Raw genomic sequence first — 20,707 nt, 5'->3', positions numbered from 1 at the left:
GGCGGGAGCGACGATGACCGAGCAGACGCAGCGGGATCCCGGGGGCGACGCCACCGGGGGCGGCCGGACCGCACCCTCGCGGCGCTCCGTGCTGGGCTGGGGCGGAGCCGGTCTCGCGCTCGGCGCCGCCGCCGCGGGCGGCGCGGTCGCCGCCCTCAACGGCGAATCGGGCATCGCCCCGGCGGGCTCCGCCGGGGCGGCCGTCCCCTTCCACGGGGAGCACCAGGCCGGCATCGCCAGCGCCGTCCAGGACCGGCTGCACTTCGCCGCGTTCGACGTGAAGACGAAGGACCGCGCCGAGCTGGTCCGGCTCCTCAAGGACTGGACCGAGGCCGCCCGCCGGATGACGGCCGGCCGGCCGGTCGGCGAGGGCGGCTTCGGCGGCCTCCCCGAGGCCCCGCCGGACGACACCGGCGAGGCGCTCGGCCTGAAGGCCTCCCGGCTCACCCTGACCGTCGGCTTCGGCCCGGGCCTCTTCGCCAAGGACCGCTTCGGCCTGGAGGGCAGGCGCCCCGAGGCCCTGGTGGACCTGGAGCCCTTCCCCGGCGACAACCTGGACCCGGCCCGCTCCGGCGGCGACCTGTGCGTCCAGGCCTGCGCCGACGACCCGCAGGTCGCGGTGCACGCCATCCGCCAGCTGGCCCGCATCGGCTTCGGCAAGGTCGCCGTGCGCTGGTCGCAGCTCGGCTTCGGCAAGACCTCGTCCACCACCCCGGACGCGCAGACCCCGCGCAACATGATGGGCTTCAAGGACGGCACCCGGAACGTCTCGGGCACCGACACCGCGGCCCTGGACCGGCACGTGTGGGTCGGCGCGGACGACGGCGGCGACTGGCTGGCCGGCGGCTCGTACCTGGTCGCCCGCCGCATCCGGATGCACATCGAGACCTGGGACCGCACCTCCCTCCAGGAGCAGGAGGACGTCTTCGGCCGCGACAAGGGCGAGGGCGCCGCCGTCGGCAAGTCCAAGGAGCGCGACGAGCCCTTCCTGAAGGCGATGAAGCCCGACGCGCACGTCCGCCTGGCGCACCCGGACTCCAACGACGGCGCGACGATCCTGCGCCGCGGCTACTCCTTCACCGACGGTACCGACGGCCTCGGCCGTCTCGACGCGGGGCTGTTCTTCCTCGCCTACCAGCGGGACGTCCGCAAGGGCTTCGTGCCGGTCCAGCGGCAGCTCGCCAAGAACGACGCGCTCAACGAATACATCCAGCACGTGGGTTCGGCCGTCTTCGCCGTCCCGCCGGGCGTCCGCGACAAGGACGACTGGTGGGGCCGGACGCTGTTCGCGTAGTCCCCGCCGGAGAGGAAACGCCGTGTTCGGCAACTATCTGATCGGCCTGCGCGAGGGCCTGGAGGCCAGCCTCGTCGTCTGCATCCTCATCGCGTACCTGGTGAAGACGGACCACCGGGCCGCGCTGCGCCCGGTCTGGCTCGGCATCGGCATCGCCTGCACCCTGTCGCTGGCCTTCGGCGCCCTGCTCACCTTCGGGACGCAGGAGCTGACCTTCGAGGCGCAGGAACTGCTGGGCGGCAGCCTGTCGATCATCTCCGTCGGCCTGGTGACCTGGATGGTCTTCTGGATGAAGAAGACCGCCCGGCACCTGAAGGGCGAGCTGGAGGGCAAGCTCGACGCGGCCCTGGCGATGGGCACCGGCGCGCTGGTGGCCACCGCCTTCCTGGCGGTGGGCCGCGAGGGGCTGGAGACGGCGCTGTTCGTATGGGCCTCGGTCCGGGCCAGCGGCGAGGGCTCCTCGGCACCGCTGATCGGGGTGCTGCTGGGCATCGCTACGGCGATCGTGCTGGGCTGGCTCTTCTACCGGGGCGCCCTGAAGATCAACCTGGCGAAGTTCTTCCGGTGGACCGGCGGCATGCTGGTGGTCGTGGCCGCGGGCGTCCTCGCGTACGGAGTGCACGACCTCCAGGAGGCCGGCTTCCTCGGCGGCCTCCAGGACAAGGCCTTCGACATCAGCTCCGCGCTCCCGCCGGACAGCTGGTACGGGGTCCTGCTCAAGGGCGTGCTCAACTTCCAGCCCGACCCCACCGTGTACCAGCTGGTGGTGTGGTCCCTGTACCTGGTCGTGGTGCTGGCGCTGTTCCTGGCCCCGGCCGGCTTCGGCCGCGGGTCCGCCACCCCGAACGCCCCGAAGCAGTCCGCGGCGGCCCCGCCGCGCGGCTGACGCCCCGCACACCGCCGACGCCCGGCCGCACGCCCCGTGAGGGGGACGCGGCCGGGCGTCGCGCGTTCGCCGGGGGCCCGGACCTCACCCGCGCCGCGCGGTCAGGGGATGCGGACGGCCGTGCCCGCGACCCGGACCCGGGGGTCGCCCGCGCGCAGCACCACCGTCAGGACGCCGGGGCGGCCCATGTCCTGGCCCTGGTGGAGGGTGAGGACGGCCTCCTCGGGGACCAGCCCGAGCTCCCGCGCGTACGCCCCGAAGGCGGCGGCGGCCGCTCCGGTGGCGGCGTCCTCCACGACGCCGCCGACGGGGAAGGGGTTGCGCACGTGGAAGAGCTCCGGCCCGGCCCGCCACACGAGCTGGAGGGTGGTGAGGTCCAGACGCCGCATCACGGCCTCCAGCCGGCCGAAGTCGTAGTCGAGGCCGGCGAGCCGCTCCCGGCTGCCGGCGCCGATCACCAGGTGGCGGGCTCCGGCGTAGGCGATCCGGGCCGGGAGGGCGGGGTCCAGGTCGGCGGCGGGCCAGCGCAGCGCGTCCAGGGCCTCGGCGAGGTCGGGTCCGGAGATCTCCTCGGTGTGCGGGGCGACGCTGGTCAGGGTGGCGCGCAGGACGCCCCCGTCCTCGGCCACCGTGACCGGTACGGGACCGGCCGGGGTCGCGAAGAGGAGCTCGCCGGGGCCGATCCGCTCGGCCAGCGCCACGGAGGCGGCGACGGTGGCGTGCCCGCAGAAGGTGACCTCCGCCTTGGGGCTGAAGAACCGCAGGGTGAAGGCCCGCCCGGGCACCCCGCCCAGGTCCGCGGGCGGGGCGGTCAGGAAGGCCGTCTCGCTGTAGCCGAGCTCCGCCGCGACGGCGAGCATCGCGGGGTCGTCCAGGACGCTCGCGTCGAGGACGACCCCGGCGGGGTTGCCGCCCTCGGGTTCGCGGGAGAAGGCGGTGTAGCGCAGTACGGCCGGACCGGCGTCAGTAGTCATGCCCGGGACAACCGGGGTGCCCCCGGCGGCATTCCCGCAGGCCGGCCGCCCGGCGGCCCGGGGTCTCGGCCCCGCCCTCAGCCCCGCCCGATGTACGGCATCGACGTGGCCATCACCGTCGCGAACTGGACGTTGGCCTCCAGCGGCAGCTCCGCCATGTGCAGGACCGTGCGCGCGACGTCGGCGGCGTCCATGACGGGCTCCACCGCCAGCTGCCCGTTGGCCTGGAGGATCCCGGTCTGCATGCGCGCGGTCATCTCGGTGGCCGCGTTGCCGATGTCGATCTGGCCGCAGGCGATCCGGTACGGGCGCCCGTCGAGCGACAGGGACTTCGTCAGGCCCGTCATGGCGTGCTTGGTCGCCGTGTAGGCGATGGAGTTCGGCCGGGGCACGTGGGCCGAGATGGAGCCGTTGTTGATGATCCGGCCGCCCTGCGGGTCCTGGGCCTTCATCGTCCGGAAGGCGGCCTGCGCGCAGAGGAAGGACCCGGTCAGGTTGACGTCGACGACCTGCCGCCAGGCCTCGGGGGTGATGTCCTCCAGCGCGACGCCGGCCGGGCCGAAGGTGCCGGCGTTGTTGAAGAGCAGGTCGAGCCGCCCGTAGCGCTCGCGGACGGCGGCGAAGAGTGCGGCCACCTCGTCGGCGTCGCTCACGTCCGCCCGTACGGGCAGCACGTCCGCGCCCTCCCCGGCGGCCGCGGCGGTCTCCTCCAGGGGCCCGGTCCGGCGTCCGGCCACGGCCACCGACCAGCCGGCCCCGGCGAGGGCGAGGGCCACGGAGCGGCCGATCCCGGAGCCGGCTCCCGTCACAACAGCGATCTTCTTCAGCGGAGCGTTCATGGGGCCGCAGGCTACGTCACGGCGCACATCCGTCCACGGACGTTCCGACAGCTGAGAGCATGGGTCGGTCAGGGGTGCGTAAAGCAGATGAAAAGACTGGAGAACCGATGTCGGAGAGAGGCCCCTCCACGGCCCCCTCGCAGGGCCCCGGGCCCGATTCCCCCTCCCCTTCCCCTTCCCGCCACTCCTCCCCCGCTCCCGCTCCGGCCGTCCCCCTGACGGCCGCGCGCCGCACCGGCCTGCTCGTCACCTTCATCCTGGGCGGCCTCACCGCCCTCCCCCCGCTGTCCATGGACATGTACCTGCCGGCCTTGCCGGAGGTGACGAACGCCCTGCGCAGCCCGGCCGCGACCATCCAGCTCACCCTCACCGCCTGCCTCGCCGGCATGGCCCTGGGCCAGCTCGTGATCGGCCCGATGAGCGACAAGTGGGGGCGCCGCCGGCCGCTGCTCACGGGCATGGTCGTCTACGTCCTCGCCACCGCCATCTGCGCCCTGGCCCCGACCGCCGAGCTGCTGATCGCCTTCCGGCTGCTCCAGGGCCTGGCCGGGGCGGCCGCGATCGTCATCGCGCGGGCCGTCGTGCGCGACCTGTACGACGGGGTCGAGATGGCCCGCTTCTTCTCCACCCTGATGCTCATATCCGGGGTCGCCCCGATCATCGCCCCGCTCATCGGCGGCCAGGTGCTGCGCTTCGCGGACTGGCGGGGGGTCTTCGTCGTGCTGACGGCCGTCGGCCTCGCGCTCACCCTGGTGGTGTGGCGCGGTCTCGGGGAGACGCTGCCGCCCGAACGCCGGCACACCGGCGGGGTGGGTTCCGCCCTGCGGACGATGCGGGGGCTGCTGGGCGACCGGGTCTTCGCCGGGTACACGCTGGCGGGCGGCTTCTCCTTCGCCGTGCTGTTCTCCTACATATCCGCCTCGCCGTTCGTGGTGCAGGAGATCTACGGCGCCTCCCCGCAGGCCTTCAGCCTGCTGTTCGGCCTCAATTCCGTCGGGCTGATCATCGTCGGCCAGGTCAACGGCAAGCTGCTCGTCGGCCGGGTCAGCCTGGACCGGGCCCTCGCGGCCGGTCTCGCCGTCATCACGGCGGCGTCCGTCGCCCTGCTGCTGATGTCCTCCGGGGTGTTCGGCGAGGCCGGGCTGGTCCCCGTCGCCGCCGGGCTGTTCGTCCTGATGTCGGCGATGGGCCTGGTCCTGCCGAACACCAACGCGCAGGCCCTGATGCGCACCCCGCACGCCGCCGGCTCGGCGTCCGCGCTGCTGGGCACCTCCTCCTTCCTGGTCGGTGCGGTGGCCTCGCCGCTGGTCGGGATCGCGGGCGAGCACACGGCGGTGCCGATGGCCCTGGTCCAGCTGAGCTGCTCCCTGCTCGCGGTGGGCTGCTTCCTCGGCATGTGCCGCCCCTGGCGCCCCCGGGAGCCGCAGCCCGAGTGACCGGCGCGGACCGGCCCCGGGGCCGGTCCGCCCCCGGGGCCGGTCCGCCCCCGGGGCCGGTCCGGCTCCGGGCCGGGCCGCCGTAAACTTCGCTGGTGAACGCCACCGCCCCCACCACCGCCGAGACCCTCCGCAGCGCCCTCGCCGGGCTGCTCGACGGGCTCCCGCCGAAGCAGGCCACGGCCGCCGTCGAGCGGCTGATCGCCAACTACCGGGGCACCATCCCCACCGACGCCCCCGTCCTGCGCGACCGCTCCGACGTGGCGGCGTACGCGGCCTACCGGATGCCGGCCACCTTCGAGGCCGTCCGCTCCGCCCTCGACGGGCTCGCCGGAGCCGCGCCGGACTGGGTCCCGGGCTCGCACGTGGACGTCGGCGGCGGTACGGGCGCGGCGACCTGGGCCGTCGACGCGACCTGGGACGGTCCCCGCACCACGGCCGTACTGGACTGGGCGGAGCCGGCGCTGGCCCTCGGCCGCGAGCTGGCGGGCCGGGCGGCCTCGGAGGCGCTGCGCGGGGCCGAGTGGCGCCGGGCCGTCATCGGCGCCGGGATCGCCCTGCCCGACGCGGACCTGGTGACGGTCTCGTACGTGCTCGGCGAGCTGACGCCGCAGGCCCGCCGGGCGGTCGTCGCCGAGTCGGCCCGCGCCGGGCGGGCCGTCGTGCTGATCGAGCCGGGCACCCCGGAGGGCTACCTGCGCATCCGCGAGGCCCGCGACCAGCTGATCGAGGCCGGACTGAACGTGGCCGCGCCCTGCCCGCACGACGGGACCTGCCCGATCGAGCCCGGCCAGGACTGGTGCCACTTCTCGGCGCGGGTCAGCCGCTCCTCCCTGCACCGGCAGGTCAAGGGCGGCTCGCTCCCGTACGAGGACGAGAAGTTCAGCTACGTCGCCGCCACCCGCTTCCCGGTGACGCCGGTCCCCTCCCGGATCACGCGCAGGCCGCAGATCCGGAAGGGGCTCGTCCAGCTGGAGCTGTGCGGTCCGCGGGACGAGGGCCTGACGCGGGCCATCGTCACCAAGCGCCACGGCGACCTCTACAAGGCCGCCCGCGATGCGGACTGGGGTCGCCAGTGGCCGCCCGCGGAGGCCCCGTAGGACGACGGGCCGGGCGCCGCTAGGGCCGCAGCTCCTGGGTGCAGCACTTCACGCTGCCGCCGCCCTTGAGCAGTTCGCCCAGGTCCATCGGCACCGGTTCGAAGCCGCGCTCGCGCAGCGGCTCCAGCAGCCCGGTCGCGGCCTGCGGGAGCAGCACGTGCCGCCCGTCGGAGACCGAGTTCAGGCCGAAGGCCGCCGCGTCGCGGGAGTCCACGAGCAGGGCGTCCGGGAAGAGCCTGCGCAGGACGGCCTGGCTGCCCGGCGAGAAGGCCGGCGGGTGGTACATGATCTCGTCGCCGTCGAGCACGCTCAGCGCCGTGTCCAGGTGGTAGTAGCGCGGGTCCACCAGGTCGAGACCGATGACGGGGCGGCCGAAGAACTCCTGCGCCTCGTCGTGGGAGAGCGGGCTGGAGCGGAAGCCCCGGCCGGCCAGGATGTAGGTGGCGGTGACGGCGAAGTCGCCCTCGCCCTCGTTGACGTGGGACGGCTCGTGGATGTCGGTGAAGCCGTGGTCCCGGAACCAGTCGAGGTGGATCTCCGCCTCGGCGGTGCGTTCCGGGTAGGCGAACCGGGCTCCGAGGACCCGGCCGTCCACGACGAGGGCGCCGTTGGCGGCGTAGACCATGTCGGGCAGGTCCGGGTGCGGTTCGAGCGTCTCGACGGTGTGGCCGAGGGAGCGGTAGCGGTCCCTCAGGTCTTCCCACTGGGCTTGGGCGAGGGGCAGGTCCACCGGTTTCGTGGGATCCATCCACGGGTTGATGGAGTAGGTGACCTTGAAGTGTGCCGGTGGGCACATCAGGTAGCGCCGGGGTGTGGCGTCTCTGCGCAAAGAAGGCTCCTCACGAGTCGTCTGTGGAGAGAATCGTCCCTCCTCGACGGGAACCGCGCAGTGAACTGACCGGGTGGTTCAGTGGATCACCGGAAGACGAGACGTCTCGCATTGGTACGTTGGGCCCCATGAGAAAGCCCCTCGACACCGCGTCCTCCCAGGCCAAGGCCCCCGACGCCACCCGCCGCAGCGACCGTTCGCGGCGCGCCATCCTCGACGCCGCGCTCGCCCTGGTGGGCGAGGTCGGCTACAACAAGCTGACCATCGAGGCCATCGCCGCCCGCGCGGGCGTCGGCAAGCAGACCATCTACCGCTGGTGGCCCTCGAAGGCGGCCGTCCTGCTGGACGCCTCGCTGGCGCTGGCCGGGGAGGCGGCGGAGGGCGGCGCGTGGGCCTTCCCCGACACCGGGGACCTGGCGGCCGACCTCAAGACGGTCCTGCGGGCCACGGTGGACGAGTTCGCCGACGAGCGGTACGCGGCCCCCGCGCGGGCGCTCGCCGCCGCCGGGGCCACCGATCCCGAGCTGGGCGCCCGCTTCACCGAACGGCTCCTCGAACCGCAGCTCGGCCTCTACGAAACCCGGTTGCGCAGTGCGCGGGACGCCGGCCGGCTCCCGGCGGACACCGATCTGCGCCTGGTGGTGGAGATGCTGGTGGGCCCGCTGACGTACCGGTGGCTGATGCGCACCGGGCCGCTCGCGCACGCGCACGCGGACGCCCTGGTGGACGCGGTGCTGCACGGGGTGGGATACGTCACCGGCGGGCGGACGCCCGCCGGGGCCCGACCCGGCGGCCGGGAACATATGGCCGGATCCTAGGGTGAGGCGGGCACCCCGTTCGGGGGGTGCGGTCATCCGGGACCCGAGATGGTGGGACCATGTGAAGGTCTTCCGGGGCAACGGTTCGAGGTGAGGGGATCGATGGGGTCTGAATCCGGCCGCGTCAAACGCGGCGAGCAGAGCAGGATCTCCCAGTGGCTGCGCCGCCGTCCGAAACCCGCTCCCGAAGACCCCGCCGCGGCGCGGGAAGAGCTCCTGCTGGCCGTGGCCGCCGCCGGACTCCCCCTCGCCCCCGCCGCGCACCCCGTCGGCTACCGGTGCTCGTGCGACCGCATCGGCTGTCCCACCCCCGCGCGCCACCCGGTCTCCTTCGCCTGGCAGACCCAGTCGACCACCGACCGCGCGCAGATCGAGCGCTGGACCCGCGACCAGCCCCAGGCCAACTTCATCACCGCCACCGGCATGGTCCACGACGTCCTGGACGTCCCGCTGGACGCCGGCCGCAGCGCGCTGGAGCGGCTGCTGGACGCCGGGATCGAGGTCGGACCGGTCGCCGAGTCGGGCGGCACCGACGACCAGGCGCGGATGCTGTTCTTCACCGCGACCCGGGGCACGCCCGAGGACGAGGACGAGTGGTGGCCCTGTGAACTGGACTGCCACCCCGAGACGATGGACGAGCACCCCGGACTGCGCTGGCACTGCCGCGGCAGCTACGTACTGCTCCCGCCGGCGGCCCTGCCCGGCGACTTCGCGGTGAGCTGGCTGCGGGACGTCAGCCACCCGCTGCCGGACCCGCTGACCCTGCTGGAAACCCTCACGGACGCCTGCGCGGCCTACGCCGGCACCGCCGCCCGCACCCCGGCGGCCGTCGCCTGGCCGCTCGGCCGCTGACCCGGCCGCCGCCCCGCGTCCCCGCCGGGCGGGAGCGCGGGCGGCGCCCGGGGAGCGCCGTCAGTGGATCTGGCTGACCACCACGTCCAGGGACCAGGCCTTCGACGGCTTCGCCGGGGCCTCGGACTCCACCGTGTAGCCGAGGTCGCGCAGGGCCGTCAGCAGTTCCGCCGGAGAGCCGGGAACCGCGCCGGCCAGCAGCAGGTCACGTACCAGCCGGCCCTTGGTGGCCTTGTTGAAGTGGCTGACCACCGACCGCTTCTCGACGCCGTCGACGACCTGCGCGTGCAGCACCCGTACGGTCGCCGTCCGGCCCGCGAGCTCCCCCTTCGGCTTCCACGCGGAGGCGTACGCCGAGGACCGCAGGTCCAGCACCAGCCCGTCCCCCGCCGCCTGCGGCATCACCGAGGCCATCGGGGTGCGCCAGTACGCGCCCAGCGCGCCGAGCCCGGGCAGCTTGACCCCCATCGAGCAGCGGTACGACGGGATCCGGTCCGTGATCCGCACCGCGCCCCACAGCCCCGAGAACACCAGCAGCGACCGCTCGGCCAGGGCCCGCGCCGGAGCGGGCAGCCCCGCCAGCCCGAGGGCGTCGTAGAGCACCCCGGTGTAGACCTCCCCCGCCGGGCGGGCCACCGCGTCGCGCAGGGCCGCGTTCTTGGCGACCTCGCCGCGCAGCCCGTCGCTCAGCCCCAGCACCTCGCGCGCCTTCAGCTCGTCCCCGGAGCACAGCTCGACGAGCTCCTCCAGTACGGCGGCCCGCGCCCCGGCCAGCCCCGGCAACGACAGGGACCCGGGCTCCAGCGGTGCGCCGGAGCCGCCGGCGGCCTTTCCCTCGGAGGGCGGCAGCAGCACGAGCACGGTGGTTCTCCTTCGACAGGACGCGGCGCAGGGGGTGCGGCCCCCGAGCCAGGGTAGACGGCTCGCCGTGCCGCCACGGCCCGCCGGTCATACGCTCGACCCATGCCACGCCGCCTCCTGCACATGACCGGCGCGGACGGCGGCGACCTGCGGGCCGCGCTGCGCGTCCTGCGCGCCCGGCTCGGCGTGCCCGAGGCGTTCCCGCCCGGGGTGCTCGCCGAGGCCGCGCGGGCCGCCGCCGCCCCCCGCCTCCCGGAGCTCGACGCCACCGACGTCCCGCTGTTCACGATCGATCCGCCGGGCTCCGTCGACCTCGACCAGGCCATGCACCTGGCGAAGCGGCCGGGCGGCGGCTACCGCGTGCACTACGCCATCGCCGACGTCGCCGCCTTCGTCACCCCCGGCGGCGCCCTCGACACCGAGGCCCACCGCCGGGTCACCACCCTCTACTTCCCCGACGAGCGCGTCCCCCTGCACCCGCCCGTCCTGTCCGAGGACGCCGCCAGCCTGCTGCCCGACCGGACCCGGCCCGCCCTGCTGTGGCGCCTCGACCTGGACGTCGACGGCCGCGTCGAAGCCGCCGAGGTCCGCCGGGCGCTGGTCCGCAGCCGGGCGAAGCTCGACTACGCGGGCGTCCAGCGGGCCATCGACTCCGCCACCGCCGAACCGGCCCTGGCCCTGCTCAAGGAGATCGGGACCCTGCGCGAGGCGCTGGAGACCGAGCGCGGCGGGATCTCCCTGAACGTCCCCGAACAGGAGGTCGTCGAGCGCCGGGACGGCTCGTACGCCCTCGTCTACCGGGCCCCGCTGCCCGCCGACGGCTGGAACGCCCAGATCTCCCTGATGACCGGCATGGCCGCCGCCGACCTGATGATCGCCTCCGGCACCGGCGTCCTGCGCACCCTGCCCGCCGCCCCCGACGGCGCGGTCGGCCGGCTGCGGCGCACGGCCGCCGCCCTGCGCATCGACTGGCCGCACCACGTCCCGTACGCGCGGCTCGTGCGCTCCCTCGACCCCCGCCTGCCCGCCCACGCCGCCTTCCTCCAGGAGTGCACGTCCCTGCTGCGCGGCGCCGGCTACACGGTCTTCACCGGCGGCCACACCCCGGACCCGGCCCTGCACGCCGCGGTCGCGGCCCCGTACGCGCACTGCACGGCGCCGCTGCGCCGCCTCGTCGACCGGTACACCGGCGAGCTGTGCGTGGCCGCCGTCGCCGAGGTCCCGCCGCCCGCCTGGGTGACCTCCGCGCTGGAGGCGCTGCCGCGCGAGATGGCGGAGGGCACCCGGCTGGCGAACACCGTGGAACGGGAGTGCGTGGACCTGGTGGAGGCGGCCCTGCTCCAGGGCCGCGTCGGGGAGGTCTTCGAAGCGACGGTCGTCGACGTCAAGGAGCACGATCCGTCGGTGGGCACCGTCCACCTGGAGGACCCGGCGGTCGTCGGCCGCATCGAATCCCCCGCCCGGGACCTGCCGCTCGGCGACCGCGTACGGGTCCGCCTCACCCACGCCGATCCCGGCACCTCCACGATCCTCTTCGCTCCGGCCTGAGCCCGTCCGATCCCTGGTCACCGGGCCCGGCGCCTGTCATCATCTGCGCAGCGACCCCCGGGGAGGCGGTGCGGATGGCTCACGCCGGCACGACCGCACGGCCGGTGTCCGCCGCACCGGACGGGGCCACCGGGGCCCGGCGCCGCCCCGCCGCCGTGCTGCGCCCGTACGTCGTCGGCTACACCGGCTTCCACACCCGCTTCCCCGCCCCCCGCCGCCGCCTGGAGCTGCCCACCGGCCACGTCACCCTCGTCTTCGCCTTCGGCGAGGGCCTGTGGGTGAGCCGCACCGGCGAGCTCGCCGCCGCCCGGCTGCGCCCCGCACCCGTCTCCCGCGCCCTCGTCGCCGGGCCGCGCACGGTCCCGGCGATCGGCGTGCACGCGGGCGCGGTGCACGGGCTGGAGGTGAACATGAGCCCGCTCGGCGCCTACCGGCTCTTCGGGGTGCCGATGGCGCACTTCGAGGAGGGCCTGGTGGACCTCGCCGACGTGCTCGGGCCCGTCGGGCGGGAGCTGCCCGAGCGGCTGCGGGCCCTGGACGGCTGGGAGGCGCGCTTCAACCTCCTCGACTCCGTCCTCGCCGCCCGCCTGGACGGCGGCCCGGCCATCACCCCGGGCGTGCGCGGCGCGCTGGCCCTGCTGTGGGCGGACACCGGCCCCGGCGCGCTGGCGCGCGCCACCGCCGACACCGGCTGGAGCCCCCGCCACCTGCGCGCCCGCTTCCGGGAGGAGGTCGGGCTGCCGCCCAAGGCGGTCGCCCGGGTGTTCCGGCTCCAGCACGCGCTGCGCGCCCTCGCGGCCGGGACGGCGCCCGCCGAGGTGGCCGCCGCCCGCGGCTACCACGACCAGGCGCACTTCGGCCGGGACGTGAAGGCCATGACCGGCCTGCCGCCCGCCCGGTTCGCGGCCCTGCGCGGCGGCCTGCCGCCGGGCTCGGCCCTGGACCGGATGCCGGGCCGGATCACCAGCGTCCTGCTCCCCCCGCAACCGGACCGGCCCGGCTGAGGCCGCCGTTTTCTGCAAGACGGGGCCGGGCCCGGCTTGTCACACTCGGCGTACGGCTCCTCCTCCCCCCGGAGAGTCCCCACGCAGTGCGGCAGCCCGCCACGGGGGTGCGGGTTGCCGTACCGCGCCCGGCGCGGCGCCGCCGGGCCGTGCCCGCGCCGGGAAGAGCGCTTACACAGTGCAGGTAGCATGGTCACCACGACAGACGAGTCGGCCGGGCGGCCGCGTCGGGGTCCCCGGATCCCGCCGAGGAACGTCCGGGCTCCACAGGGCAGGGTGGTGGCTAACGGCCACCCGGGGTGACCCGCGGGACAGTGCCACAGAAAACAGACCGCCGGGGACTTCGGTCCCCGGTAAGGGTGAAACGGTGGTGTAAGAGACCACCAGCGCCTGAGGTGACTCAGGCGGCTAGGTAAACCCCACCCGGAGCAAGGTCAAGAGGATCCGTCCCCGGACGGGTCTGCGCGGACGATCGAGGGCTGCCCGCCCGATGTCCGCGGGTAGACCGCACGAGGCCGGCGGCAACGCCGGCCCTAGATGGATGGCCGTCTCCCCGGCGACCGCGAGGTCTCCGGGCGACAGAACCCGGCGTACAGGCCGGCTCGTCTGCCGTTCCGCACGACGAAAGGCCCCCGCCGCCCGATGGGCTGCGGGGGCCTTCGCGCGTCCGTACCGGGCCGGCTCTCAGCGCAGGTGCGAGGTGTCGTTGAGGAGCCGGAGCGAGGCGTTGCCGTCGGCGTAGTAGGCCACCGCCGACAGGGAGGCCGCGGACAGCTCCATCTTGAACAGGGCCTCGGGCGGCGCGCCCAGGGCGAGGCGGACCAGCGTCTTGACCGGGGTCACGTGCGTGACCAGCAGGACGGTGCGGCCCGCGTGGGCGGCCAGCAGCCGGTCGCGGGCCGCGCTGACCCGGCGGGCGACGGCGCTGAAGCTCTCGCCGCCGCCGGTGGGGGCCGCCCGCGGGGAGTCCAGCCAGGCCTGGAGGTCGTCCGGAAAGCGCTCGCGCACCTCGGCGAAGGTCAGGCCCTCCCAGGCCCCGAAGTCCGTCTCGCGCAGACCCTCCTCGATCGCCACGGGCAGCCCGAGACGGTCGGCGACGGCCTGGGCGGTCTCGCGGCAGCGGCGCAGCGGGGAGCTGACGACGGCCTGTACGGTGCCCCGCGCGGCCAGCGCACCGGCGACGGCGTCGGCCTGGCGGCGGCCGGCCGGGGACAGCTCCGGGTCGGTGCCGCCACTGCCGGAGAAGCGCTTCTGCGGGGTGAGTGCGGTCTCCCCGTGCCGCAGCAGCACGAGGGTGGCGGGCGCCCCCATGTCGGGGCCCCAGCCGCTGCCCGTGGCGGGAGCGGCAGGCGCCGCGGAGCCTGCCCCGCCGTCGGCGACGGACCGGGCGGCGGCCGCGTCCACGGCGGCGGCGGAGTCGGTGGAGGCGTCGAACAGCGTGTCGGCGGCCACGGCGGACCCGGGTGCGGCCGGGGAGGCGGAGGCCAGGGCCGCGCGGACCGCCGCCGCACCCTTCGCCGCGTCGCCGGGCGGCCCGGACGGCGCGAAGACGGCCGTGGACCGCGAGGGCTCCCACCGCTCGCCGCGCTTGCCCGCGTCCATCGCCTCGTTGGCGAGCCGGTCGGCGTGCTTGTTGCGCTCGCGCGGGATCCACTCGTAGGTCACCTGCGCGCGCGGCAGCACCTTGGCCGCCTCCGCCGCGAGCGGCTTCATGTCCGGGTGCTTGATCTTCCAGCGGCCCGACATCTGCTCCACGACGAGCTTGGAGTCCATGCGGACCAGCACCACCGCGTCAGGGGCCAGGGCGCGGGCCGCTTCCAGGCCCGCGATGAGGCCCTTGTACTCGGCGACGTTGTTCGTCGCGACGCCGATGAACTCGGCGCTTTCGGCCAGGGTCTCCCCCGTCGCCGGGTCGAGGACGACCGCGCCGTAGCCGGCGGGGCCCGGGTTGCCCCGGGATCCGCCGTCCGCCTCCACGACGAAACGCGGCATCAGATGCCCGAGTCCGCCGCACGGACCAGGATGCGGCCGCAGTTCTCGTGCCGGACGACCTGGTCGCGGGCCGCGGACTTGATCTCGTTGACCTCGGCCATGTCGAGCTCCAGCCGGCAGCCCTCGCAGCGGCGCTGGTACAGGCGCGCGGCGCCGACCCCGCCCTGCTTGACGCGGATCTTCTCGTACAGGGCCATCAGGTCGGCCGGCATGGAGCCGACGATGACCTCGCGGTCCTTGCCGATCTTCGCGACCTCGGCGTCGATCTCGCCGGTGGCGGCGTCGCGGCGCGCGGTGGCGTCGACGAGCTTGGCCTCCAGCGCGGCGACCCGCCCGGTCAGCTCCGTGACGCGCTCCTGCGCGGCCTCCAGGCGCTCCATGACCTCCAGGACCACGTCCTCCAGGTCGCCCTGGCGCTTGGCGAGGGAGACGACCTCGCTCTGCAGGTTCGCCAGGTCCCGCGCCGAGATGCCGACCCCGGTGTCCAGGCGCTGCTGGTCACGGGCCGCACGCTGGCGGACCTGGTCGACGTCCTGCTCCGCCTTGGTCTGCTCGCGGGCGGCGTCGCTGGCCTGCGTCTGCGCGGCGACGAGGAGGTCGCGCTGCTGGCTGAGGTCCTTGGTCAGGGAGTCGACCTCGGTGTGCTCGGGGAGCGACTTGCGCTTGTGGGCGAGCTGAGACAGCCGGACGTCCAGGGCCTGGACGTCGAGAAGTCGGATCTGGTCGGCGGGCTCGGCGTTCAGTTGGGGGCTCCAGAGATAGAGGGGGAGGTGACGGACGGCGCGTGCGCCGTCCAGGGGTCGGTGACCGTGCGCGAGACGTGGGTCCGCAGACCCCAGCCGTGGCGCTCGGAGATCGCGTCGAGCTGCGCGGCGGCCTGCTCGCACCAGGGCCACTCGGTGGCCCAGTGGGCGGCGTCGACGAGGGCGAGCGGGTTCTGCTCGCGGGCCTCGGACACCGGGTGGTGGCGCAGGTCGGCGGTGAGGTAGGCGTCCACGCCCGCCGCGCGGACCTGCGCGAAGAGGCTGTCGCCGGAGCCGCCGCTGACGGCGACGGTGCGCACCAGCGCGTCCGGGTCGCCCGCGACCCGGATGCCCTGGGCGGTCGCCGGGAGCCAGGCGGCGGCCCGGGCGGCGAACTCGCGCACGGTCTCGGGCCGGTCCAGCTCGCAGATCCGGCCGAGGCCGCGACGGCCCGCCGGGTCGGTGGGGTCGGGCACCAGCGGGCCGGTGACGCGCAGGTCCAGGGCGCCGGCGAGGGCGTCGGAGACGCCGGGGTCGGCGGTGTCGGCGTTGGTGTGGGCGACGTGCAGCGCGATGTCGTTCTTGATCAGCGTGTGCACGGCACGGCCCTTGAAGGTCCCGGCCTCGACGGTGGTGGTGCCGCGCAGGTAGAGGGGGTGGTGGGTGACGAGCAGGTCGGCGCCCAGCTTCACGGCCTCGTCGACGATCTCCTGCACCGGGTCCACGGCGAACAGCACCCGGGAGACCTCGGCGTCGGGGTCGCCGCAGACGGTGCCGACGGCGTCCCACTCCTCGGCCCGCGAGGGGGGCCACAGAGCGTCCAGCGCGGCGATGACTTCAGAGAGACGGGGCACAGCCCAAGGCTACCTGCACCCCCATATAGGGACGGCTTCGCCTCCGGGGCGCTGATGCCGGGCTCACACGGCCCACGTGCTCAGACCGCTCGTTCCTCACCCCCCTTACGCGGACGGCTTCGCCTCCGGGGCGCTGATGCCGGGCTCACACGGCCCACGTGCTCAGACCGCTCGTTCCTCGCGGTCCTGCGCGCGAGGGCCCTGTTCCCCCGGCGCGCCCCTTCGGCTCAGCCGTCCCGTGCGGGCTGCGGACCCGGGGCCGGCACCCAGCCCGGCCAAGGGAGCGGGACCCAGGGCTCGGGTGCTGAGACCCCCGCGCGAGGGCCCTGTTCCCCCGGCACGCCCCTTCGGCTCAGCCGTCCCGTGCGGGCTGCGGACCCGGGCCGAAATCCAGCCCGGCCAAGGGAGCGGCACCCAAGGCTCGGGGGCTGAGACCCCGCGCGAGGGCCCTGTTCCCCCGGCGCGCCCCTTCGGCTCAGCCGTCCCGTGCGGGCTGCGGACCCGGGGCCGAAATCCAGCCCCGCCGGCGTTTGAGGCGCGGGGGTTCGGGGGCGGAGCCCCCGCAGCGGCGCCGCGCGTGGCCGGCCACGGGGGCGGATACCCGATACGCCCCCATATGCCGCAGCACAACCGCCTCCCCCGCCACCGGCGAATCGCGGCGCCGCCACCCGTACGTGTGAAGCGTGCCGAGTCGTGCGGGCCGCGGGGGGATCAGAAAACTAGCTTCCTCATCCGGAGGTGACGGCCCGGATGACTGTCTGCGCCATCGAGATCACGACGACCGCCCGCTTCACGATCTCCGCCGACGGGGCGTACGCCGCGCGGCTGGCCGGGGAGGGGCAGGCGCGGTACCCGGAGCGGTGGACGCTGGGGGGACCCGAGCCGTACGCGGTGCCGTTGCCGCTCGGGCAGCCCGAGGAGGCCGACAGCGAGGTGCTGCCGCTGGCCGACGGGCGGGTGCTGATCCACCGCCGGGTCGCCGACCGGCACGCCTTCGCCCTGCTCTACCCCTCGGGCGCCGCCGGCGGGCCGCGCACCGGGGAGCTCCCGCTCGGCTCGGTCGCCGCCGAGGAGGGCGTACGGGTGCGCCTGCTGCCGCCCTCCCCCGACGGGCACGGGGCCTTCGCCCTGGCCGTGGGCCCCGGGCGGAGCACCCTGTGGCAGGTGGCCGGGATCCCCGGCGGTCCGCGCCGGGCGGCCACCCTGGCGGGGCATTGCTCCGGTGGCGTGTGGCTGGACCGGGTCGGCCGGCTGCTGTCCCTGGACCGCGAGCTGGACGGCCGCACCAAGGCCGTCGCCGTGGACCTGGCGCGGGGCGGGGAGGTCAGCCCGCTGCTCCAGATCGCCGAGGACAGCGACGACCGGCTGCTGCTCGCCGCCCCCGACAGCGGACTGCTGCTGATCCGCTCCGACGCCCCCGGCGAACCCCGGCTCGGCTGGGGGGTGCTGGGCAGTGCCCGCCCGGTCCGCTTCCCGGAGTGCCTGCGCATCGAGGACGCGCACCCCTTCGCGGTGCAGCCCGGCCAGGCGCTGATGCCGGAGACCTGCGGGGTGGCGCTGCGGGTCGGCGAGAGCGGCCTGGCGCTGTGGCGCCCCAGCGACCGGTACGCCTTCCGGCTCGGCACGCCGGTGGGCTGGCTCGGGACCGGCCTGTGGAGCGCGGAGGGCCGCCTGCACCTCCCGTACGCCACCGCGGAGGTGCCGTGCGGGCTGGTCGGGCTGACGCAGCCGGCCGCCCCGCCCCCGCAGGCGCCCACCCGGCCGGCCACCGGCCCCGACCCCACCGGCCCCGACCCCGCCGCCGCGGATCCCGCCGGTCCGGATCGGCGCCTCCCGGCGGAGCCGTCCCTGCGCCCGGTGCCGCTGCAACAAGCCCCGCTGGGCTGATCCCTGAGCGGGGGGTGATAGGCAGGCCGGGTGATCACCTCCCCCGCCCCCGGCGCGACCCGGCCCTTCGACGCGGTCCTGTGCGACCTGGACAACGTCATCCGCTTCTACGACTCCTCCCGCGTCGGCGCCCTCGAACGCGCCGCCGGGATCCGTGAGGGGACCACGGCCGAGGTGGCCTTCGCCCCCGCGCTGGACGGCCCCCTGATGCTCGGCCGCATCACCCCCGACCAGTGGGCGCGGGAGGTGGCCGACGCGCTGAGCAGCACCACCCCGGTGTCCGGGGAACGGGCGCGGGAGCTGGCGGGCGCGCTGGCCGGGACCCCGTTCGCGGCCGACGCCGAGGTGGTCTCGGTGCTGCGGGCCGCGCGGGCGTCCGGGATGACCCTGGTGCTGGTCACCAACGCCACCCTGGACCTGGAGGCGGACCTGGAGGAGATGGGACTCACCGATCTCGCCGACCACGTCGTCAGCAGCGCCCTGGTGGGCGTGGCCAAGCCGGACCGGGAGATCTACGAGATCGCCGTGGGGCGGGCGGGCGCGGAGCCCGGCCGCTGCCTGTTCGTGGACGACCAGCGGGAGAACGTCGAGGCGGCGCGGGCCCTGGGGATGACGGGCGTGCACTACGGCGGCCCCGACGACCTGCGCGAGGCCCTCGGATTCCCCGTCTAGGCCGACGGGGCCGGCGGCCCGGGGGTCCCCGCCCCGGGCCGCCTGCCCCGTCCCCGCCCGCCCGGCCCGGGCTAGTCGTGCTTGAGGCCCAGGACCTCGGCCGCCGCGAAGGTCTCCTGCGGGGGCCGGGCGTCGTAGTGCGGGGTGAGGAGCGCGTCCAGCTCCTCGTAGGAGAAGACCTCCTTGGCCGTGTCGAACTTGGCGGCCACCTTCGGGCGTTCCATCACGACCACGATCCCGCCGTGGACGACGAACAGCTGGCCGTTGGCCCGCGCCGAGGCGGGCGAGGCCAGGTAGCCGACGAGCGGGGCGACGTGCTCGGGGGCGAGGGCGTCGAGGCGGCCCTCCTCCGGCACCTGGAAGCCCGCGAAGACGTCCTCGGTCATCCGGGTCCGGGCGCGCGGGCAGATGGCGTTCGCGGTGACCCCGTACTTGGCCAGGGCCAGGGCGGTGGAGGTGGTCAGGCCCACGATGCCGCCCTTGGCGGCCGCGTAGTTGGGCTGGCCCGCCGAACCGCCGAGGAAGGCCTCGGAGGAGGTGTTGACGATCCGGCCGTAGACCGGGCCGCCCGCCGCCTTGGAGCGCTCCCGCCAGTGCGCGGAGGCGAAGTGGGTGGTGTTGAAGTGGCCCTTGAGGTGGACCCGGATCACCGAGTCCCACTCCTCCTCCGACATCGAGAAGACCATCCGGTCCCGCAGGATGCCCGCGTTGTTGACGAGCACGTCCAGCTTGCCGAAGCGGGAGACCGCGAGCGCGACCAGCTCCCGTGCCTGCTCGAAGTCGGCCACGTCACCGAGGTGCGCCACCGCCTGCCCGCCCGCCGCGCGGATCTCGGCGGCGACCTCCTCCGCCGGGGCGGCCGAGGCCTCCCCCGATCCGTCGCGGCCGCTCTGCCCGAAGTCGTTGACGACGACGCTCGCGCCGAGCCGGGCCAGTTCCAGCGCCTCGGCCCGGCCGAGCCCGCGGCCGGCGCCGGTGACGATGGCGCTGAGCCCCTCAAGTGGCAGTGACATCTACCGGTTTCCTCTCAGAGCGGTCGGGTCAGATCTCTATGCAGGTGCGCAGCGCGACGCCGGTGCGCATCTGGTCGAGGGCGTCGTTGATCTCGGCGAGCTTCACGCGGTGGGTGATCAGTCCGGCCAGGTCGACCCGGCCGGCCCGCCACAGGGCGATGGTGCGCTCGTAGGAGCGGAGCACGTCCCCGCCCCCGTACATCGACGGCAGGATCTTCTTCTCGTCGAAGAAGAGCGAGAACATGTCGATCTGGAAGGTGTCGTCGAGGGCGCCCGCGCCGACGATGACGACGTTGCCGCCGCGCCGGGTCATCTTGTAGGCGCTCTGCGCGGTGGCGGACTTGCCGACGACCTCGAAGACGTAGTCGAAGCCCTCCCCGGAGGTGATCCGGTTCTTGGCGTCGTCGAAGGCGTCGGGAGCCACCGCCTCCGTCGCGCCGAAGCGCAACGCCGCCTCGCGGCGGGACTCGACGGGGTCGACGGCGATGATCTGCGCGGCGCCCTGGAGCTTGGCGCCCTGGATGACGGAGATGCCGACGCCCCCGCAGCCGATGACGGCGACCGAGGACCCGGCCTCCACCTTCGCCGTGTTGATCGCCGCGCCGAGACCGGTGGTGACTCCGCAGCCGATCAGGGCGGCGATGTCGAAGGGCACGTCGTCGGGGATCGGGACGGCGCACTTGGCGTCGACGACGAGTTCCTCGGCGAAGGTGCCGGTGGCGGCGAAGCCGAAGACGTCCCCGCCCGCGCGCCGGAAGTTGGGGGTGCCCGCGTTGACGAGGCTCTCCAGACAGAGGTGGCCCTGGCCGCGCCTGCAGGCCGCGCAGTGCCCGCAGGGGGGCAGCCAGCAGACCAGGACCCGGTCGCCCTGCTTGAGGTGGGTGACGCCGTCGCCGACGTCGGCGATCACCCCGGAGCCCTCGTGGCCCGGGACGAAGGGCGCGGGCTGGGGCAGTACGCCGCTCATCGCGGACAGGTCGGAGTGGCACAGGCCGGTGGCCTTGATGCGGATCCTGACCTTGCCGGGGCCCAGGCCCACGGCTTCCATGTCGTCGACGACCTCCAGCTTGTCCTGGCCTATCTCGCTCTGCAGTGCTGCGCGCAC

Annotated in this window: 18 protein-coding genes, 1 other RNA gene and 1 pseudogene; 11 read left to right on the top strand and 9 right to left on the bottom strand. The window is 75.0% G+C overall.

Annotated features, from left to right (window positions below):
• The first annotated feature begins 13 nt into the window (after positions 1 to 13).
• Together efeB and efeU are read left to right on the top strand one after the other, a co-directional pair.
• Entirely contained in the window at positions 14 to 1,294 is a 1,281-nt protein-coding gene (efeB, locus tag ACGFXC_RS32705) for an iron uptake transporter deferrochelatase/peroxidase subunit (RefSeq protein WP_393718513.1), read from the top strand.
• 22 nt (positions 1,295 to 1,316) lie between these two features.
• Positions 1,317 to 2,180, top strand: a complete 864-nt coding sequence (gene efeU, locus ACGFXC_RS32700; RefSeq protein WP_393718512.1) for an iron uptake transporter permease EfeU — start codon at positions 1,317 to 1,319, stop codon at positions 2,178 to 2,180.
• Between the two features lie 101 nt (positions 2,181 to 2,281).
• On the opposite strand, the gene ACGFXC_RS32695 is transcribed toward efeU, so the two are convergent.
• Together ACGFXC_RS32695 and ACGFXC_RS32690 are read right to left on the bottom strand one after the other, a co-directional pair.
• A complete protein-coding gene (locus tag ACGFXC_RS32695; RefSeq protein ID WP_393718511.1) occupies positions 2,282 to 3,154 on the bottom strand; it encodes a PhzF family phenazine biosynthesis protein in 873 nt (290 codons plus the stop codon).
• 77 nt (positions 3,155 to 3,231) lie between these two features.
• On the bottom strand, positions 3,232 to 3,993 hold the full coding sequence (locus ACGFXC_RS32690) for an SDR family oxidoreductase (protein WP_393718510.1): 762 nt from the start codon (positions 3,991 to 3,993) through the stop codon (positions 3,232 to 3,234).
• Positions 3,994 to 4,100: 107 nt separating this feature from the next.
• Here ACGFXC_RS32690 and ACGFXC_RS32685 point away from each other — a divergent pair, with 107 nt between their 5' ends.
• Complete coding sequence (locus ACGFXC_RS32685; protein ID WP_393718509.1) at positions 4,101 to 5,429, top strand: Bcr/CflA family multidrug efflux MFS transporter; 1,329 nt, start codon at positions 4,101 to 4,103, stop codon at positions 5,427 to 5,429.
• A 95-nt stretch (positions 5,430 to 5,524) separates the two neighbouring features.
• Positions 5,525 to 6,529: a small ribosomal subunit Rsm22 family protein gene (locus tag ACGFXC_RS32680; protein WP_393718508.1), complete on the top strand. Its 1,005-nt coding sequence runs from the start codon at positions 5,525 to 5,527 to the stop codon at positions 6,527 to 6,529.
• 19 nt (positions 6,530 to 6,548) lie between these two features.
• On the opposite strand, the pseudogene ddaH reads toward ACGFXC_RS32680, so the two are convergent.
• A pseudogene (ddaH, locus tag ACGFXC_RS32675) lies at positions 6,549 to 7,388 on the bottom strand (dimethylargininase); the annotation flags it as partial.
• A gap of 98 nt (positions 7,389 to 7,486) precedes the next feature.
• Between ddaH and ACGFXC_RS32670 the strand changes: the two are divergent.
• On the top strand, positions 7,487 to 8,176 hold the full coding sequence (locus ACGFXC_RS32670; RefSeq protein ID WP_393718507.1) for a TetR/AcrR family transcriptional regulator: 690 nt from the start codon (positions 7,487 to 7,489) through the stop codon (positions 8,174 to 8,176).
• A gap of 102 nt (positions 8,177 to 8,278) precedes the next feature.
• The gene (locus tag ACGFXC_RS32665) at positions 8,279 to 9,028 is read left to right on the top strand and encodes a bifunctional DNA primase/polymerase (protein WP_393718506.1); all 750 of its coding nucleotides are present in this window, start codon (positions 8,279 to 8,281) and stop codon (positions 9,026 to 9,028) included.
• 60 nt (positions 9,029 to 9,088) lie between these two features.
• Here the strand turns inward: ACGFXC_RS32665 and yaaA are convergent, their stop codons facing one another.
• On the bottom strand, positions 9,089 to 9,889 hold the full coding sequence (yaaA, locus tag ACGFXC_RS32660) for a peroxide stress protein YaaA (protein ID WP_393718505.1): 801 nt from the start codon (positions 9,887 to 9,889) through the stop codon (positions 9,089 to 9,091).
• 102 nt (positions 9,890 to 9,991) lie between these two features.
• On the opposite strand from yaaA, the gene ACGFXC_RS32655 reads away from it, so the two are divergent.
• From ACGFXC_RS32655 to rnpB, 3 genes are all read left to right on the top strand, one after another.
• Complete coding sequence (locus tag ACGFXC_RS32655) at positions 9,992 to 11,437, top strand: RNB domain-containing ribonuclease (protein ID WP_393718504.1); 1,446 nt, start codon at positions 9,992 to 9,994, stop codon at positions 11,435 to 11,437.
• Positions 11,438 to 11,511: 74 nt separating this feature from the next.
• Positions 11,512 to 12,441, top strand: coding sequence for a helix-turn-helix domain-containing protein (locus ACGFXC_RS32650; RefSeq protein WP_393718503.1), 930 nt, complete (start codon positions 11,512 to 11,514; stop codon positions 12,439 to 12,441).
• A gap of 206 nt (positions 12,442 to 12,647) precedes the next feature.
• Positions 12,648 to 13,050, top strand: an RNA gene (rnpB, locus tag ACGFXC_RS32645) — RNase P RNA component class A.
• Between the two features lie 75 nt (positions 13,051 to 13,125).
• Here the strand turns inward: rnpB and ACGFXC_RS32640 are convergent.
• The 3 genes from ACGFXC_RS32640 to ACGFXC_RS32630 are packed head-to-tail and all read right to left on the bottom strand — an operon-like array spanning position 13,126 to position 16,030.
• Positions 13,126 to 14,433, bottom strand: a complete 1,308-nt coding sequence (locus ACGFXC_RS32640; protein ID WP_393718502.1) for a bifunctional RNase H/acid phosphatase — start codon at positions 14,431 to 14,433, stop codon at positions 13,126 to 13,128.
• A complete protein-coding gene (locus tag ACGFXC_RS32635) occupies positions 14,433 to 15,176 on the bottom strand; it encodes a zinc ribbon domain-containing protein (RefSeq protein WP_393718561.1) in 744 nt (247 codons plus the stop codon). Before ACGFXC_RS32635 ends, ACGFXC_RS32640 begins: the two co-directional genes overlap by 1 nt.
• Positions 15,173 to 16,030, bottom strand: a complete 858-nt coding sequence (locus tag ACGFXC_RS32630) for a Nif3-like dinuclear metal center hexameric protein (RefSeq protein WP_393718501.1) — start codon at positions 16,028 to 16,030, stop codon at positions 15,173 to 15,175. Before ACGFXC_RS32630 ends, ACGFXC_RS32635 begins: the two co-directional genes overlap by 4 nt.
• Positions 16,031 to 16,780: 750 nt before the next feature.
• Here ACGFXC_RS32630 and ACGFXC_RS32625 point away from each other — a divergent pair.
• Both ACGFXC_RS32625 and ACGFXC_RS32620 read left to right on the top strand, forming a co-directional pair.
• Positions 16,781 to 17,917, top strand: coding sequence for a hypothetical protein (locus tag ACGFXC_RS32625; RefSeq protein ID WP_393718500.1), 1,137 nt, complete (start codon positions 16,781 to 16,783; stop codon positions 17,915 to 17,917).
• A 30-nt stretch (positions 17,918 to 17,947) separates the two neighbouring features.
• Positions 17,948 to 18,589, top strand: a complete 642-nt coding sequence (locus ACGFXC_RS32620) for an HAD family hydrolase (protein ID WP_393718499.1) — start codon at positions 17,948 to 17,950, stop codon at positions 18,587 to 18,589.
• Positions 18,590 to 18,660: 71 nt separating this feature from the next.
• Here the strand turns inward: ACGFXC_RS32620 and ACGFXC_RS32615 are convergent, their stop codons facing one another.
• The gene (locus ACGFXC_RS32615; protein ID WP_393718498.1) at positions 18,661 to 19,602 is read right to left on the bottom strand and encodes a 3-oxoacyl-ACP reductase; all 942 of its coding nucleotides are present in this window, start codon (positions 19,600 to 19,602) and stop codon (positions 18,661 to 18,663) included.
• Between the two features lie 28 nt (positions 19,603 to 19,630).
• Entirely contained in the window at positions 19,631 to 20,707 is a 1,077-nt protein-coding gene (locus ACGFXC_RS32610; protein WP_393718497.1) for a Zn-dependent alcohol dehydrogenase, read from the bottom strand.

Origin of the sequence: Streptomyces sp. NPDC048507, assembly GCF_043199995.1 — a bacterium.
Lineage (GTDB): Bacteria > Actinomycetota > Actinomycetes > Streptomycetales > Streptomycetaceae > Streptomyces.
Note: the sequence above shows the minus strand (reverse complement) of the source record. Positions and strands in the feature narration are given on the sequence as shown.

What these genes read in the sequence shown, in the direction of transcription:
- efeB (WP_393718513.1), top strand. Translation starts at nt 14, where the DNA reads ATGACCGAGCAGACGCAGCGGGATCCCGGGGGCGACGCCACCGGGGGC.
- ACGFXC_RS32695 (WP_393718511.1), bottom strand. Translation starts at nt 3,154, where the DNA reads ATGACTACTGACGCCGGTCCGGCCGTACTGCGCTACACCGCCTTCTCC.
- ACGFXC_RS32690 (WP_393718510.1), bottom strand. Translation starts at nt 3,993, where the DNA reads ATGAACGCTCCGCTGAAGAAGATCGCTGTTGTGACGGGAGCCGGCTCC.
- ACGFXC_RS32685 (WP_393718509.1), top strand. Translation starts at nt 4,101, where the DNA reads ATGTCGGAGAGAGGCCCCTCCACGGCCCCCTCGCAGGGCCCCGGGCCC.
- ACGFXC_RS32670 (WP_393718507.1), top strand. Translation starts at nt 7,487, where the DNA reads ATGAGAAAGCCCCTCGACACCGCGTCCTCCCAGGCCAAGGCCCCCGAC.
- ACGFXC_RS32665 (WP_393718506.1), top strand. Translation starts at nt 8,279, where the DNA reads ATGGGGTCTGAATCCGGCCGCGTCAAACGCGGCGAGCAGAGCAGGATC.
- ACGFXC_RS32655 (WP_393718504.1), top strand. Translation starts at nt 9,992, where the DNA reads ATGCCACGCCGCCTCCTGCACATGACCGGCGCGGACGGCGGCGACCTG.
- ACGFXC_RS32650 (WP_393718503.1), top strand. Translation starts at nt 11,512, where the DNA reads ATGGCTCACGCCGGCACGACCGCACGGCCGGTGTCCGCCGCACCGGAC.
- ACGFXC_RS32640 (WP_393718502.1), bottom strand. Translation starts at nt 14,433, where the DNA reads ATGCCGCGTTTCGTCGTGGAGGCGGACGGCGGATCCCGGGGCAACCCG.
- ACGFXC_RS32625 (WP_393718500.1), top strand. Translation starts at nt 16,781, where the DNA reads ATGACTGTCTGCGCCATCGAGATCACGACGACCGCCCGCTTCACGATC.
- ACGFXC_RS32615 (WP_393718498.1), bottom strand. Translation starts at nt 19,602, where the DNA reads ATGTCACTGCCACTTGAGGGGCTCAGCGCCATCGTCACCGGCGCCGGC.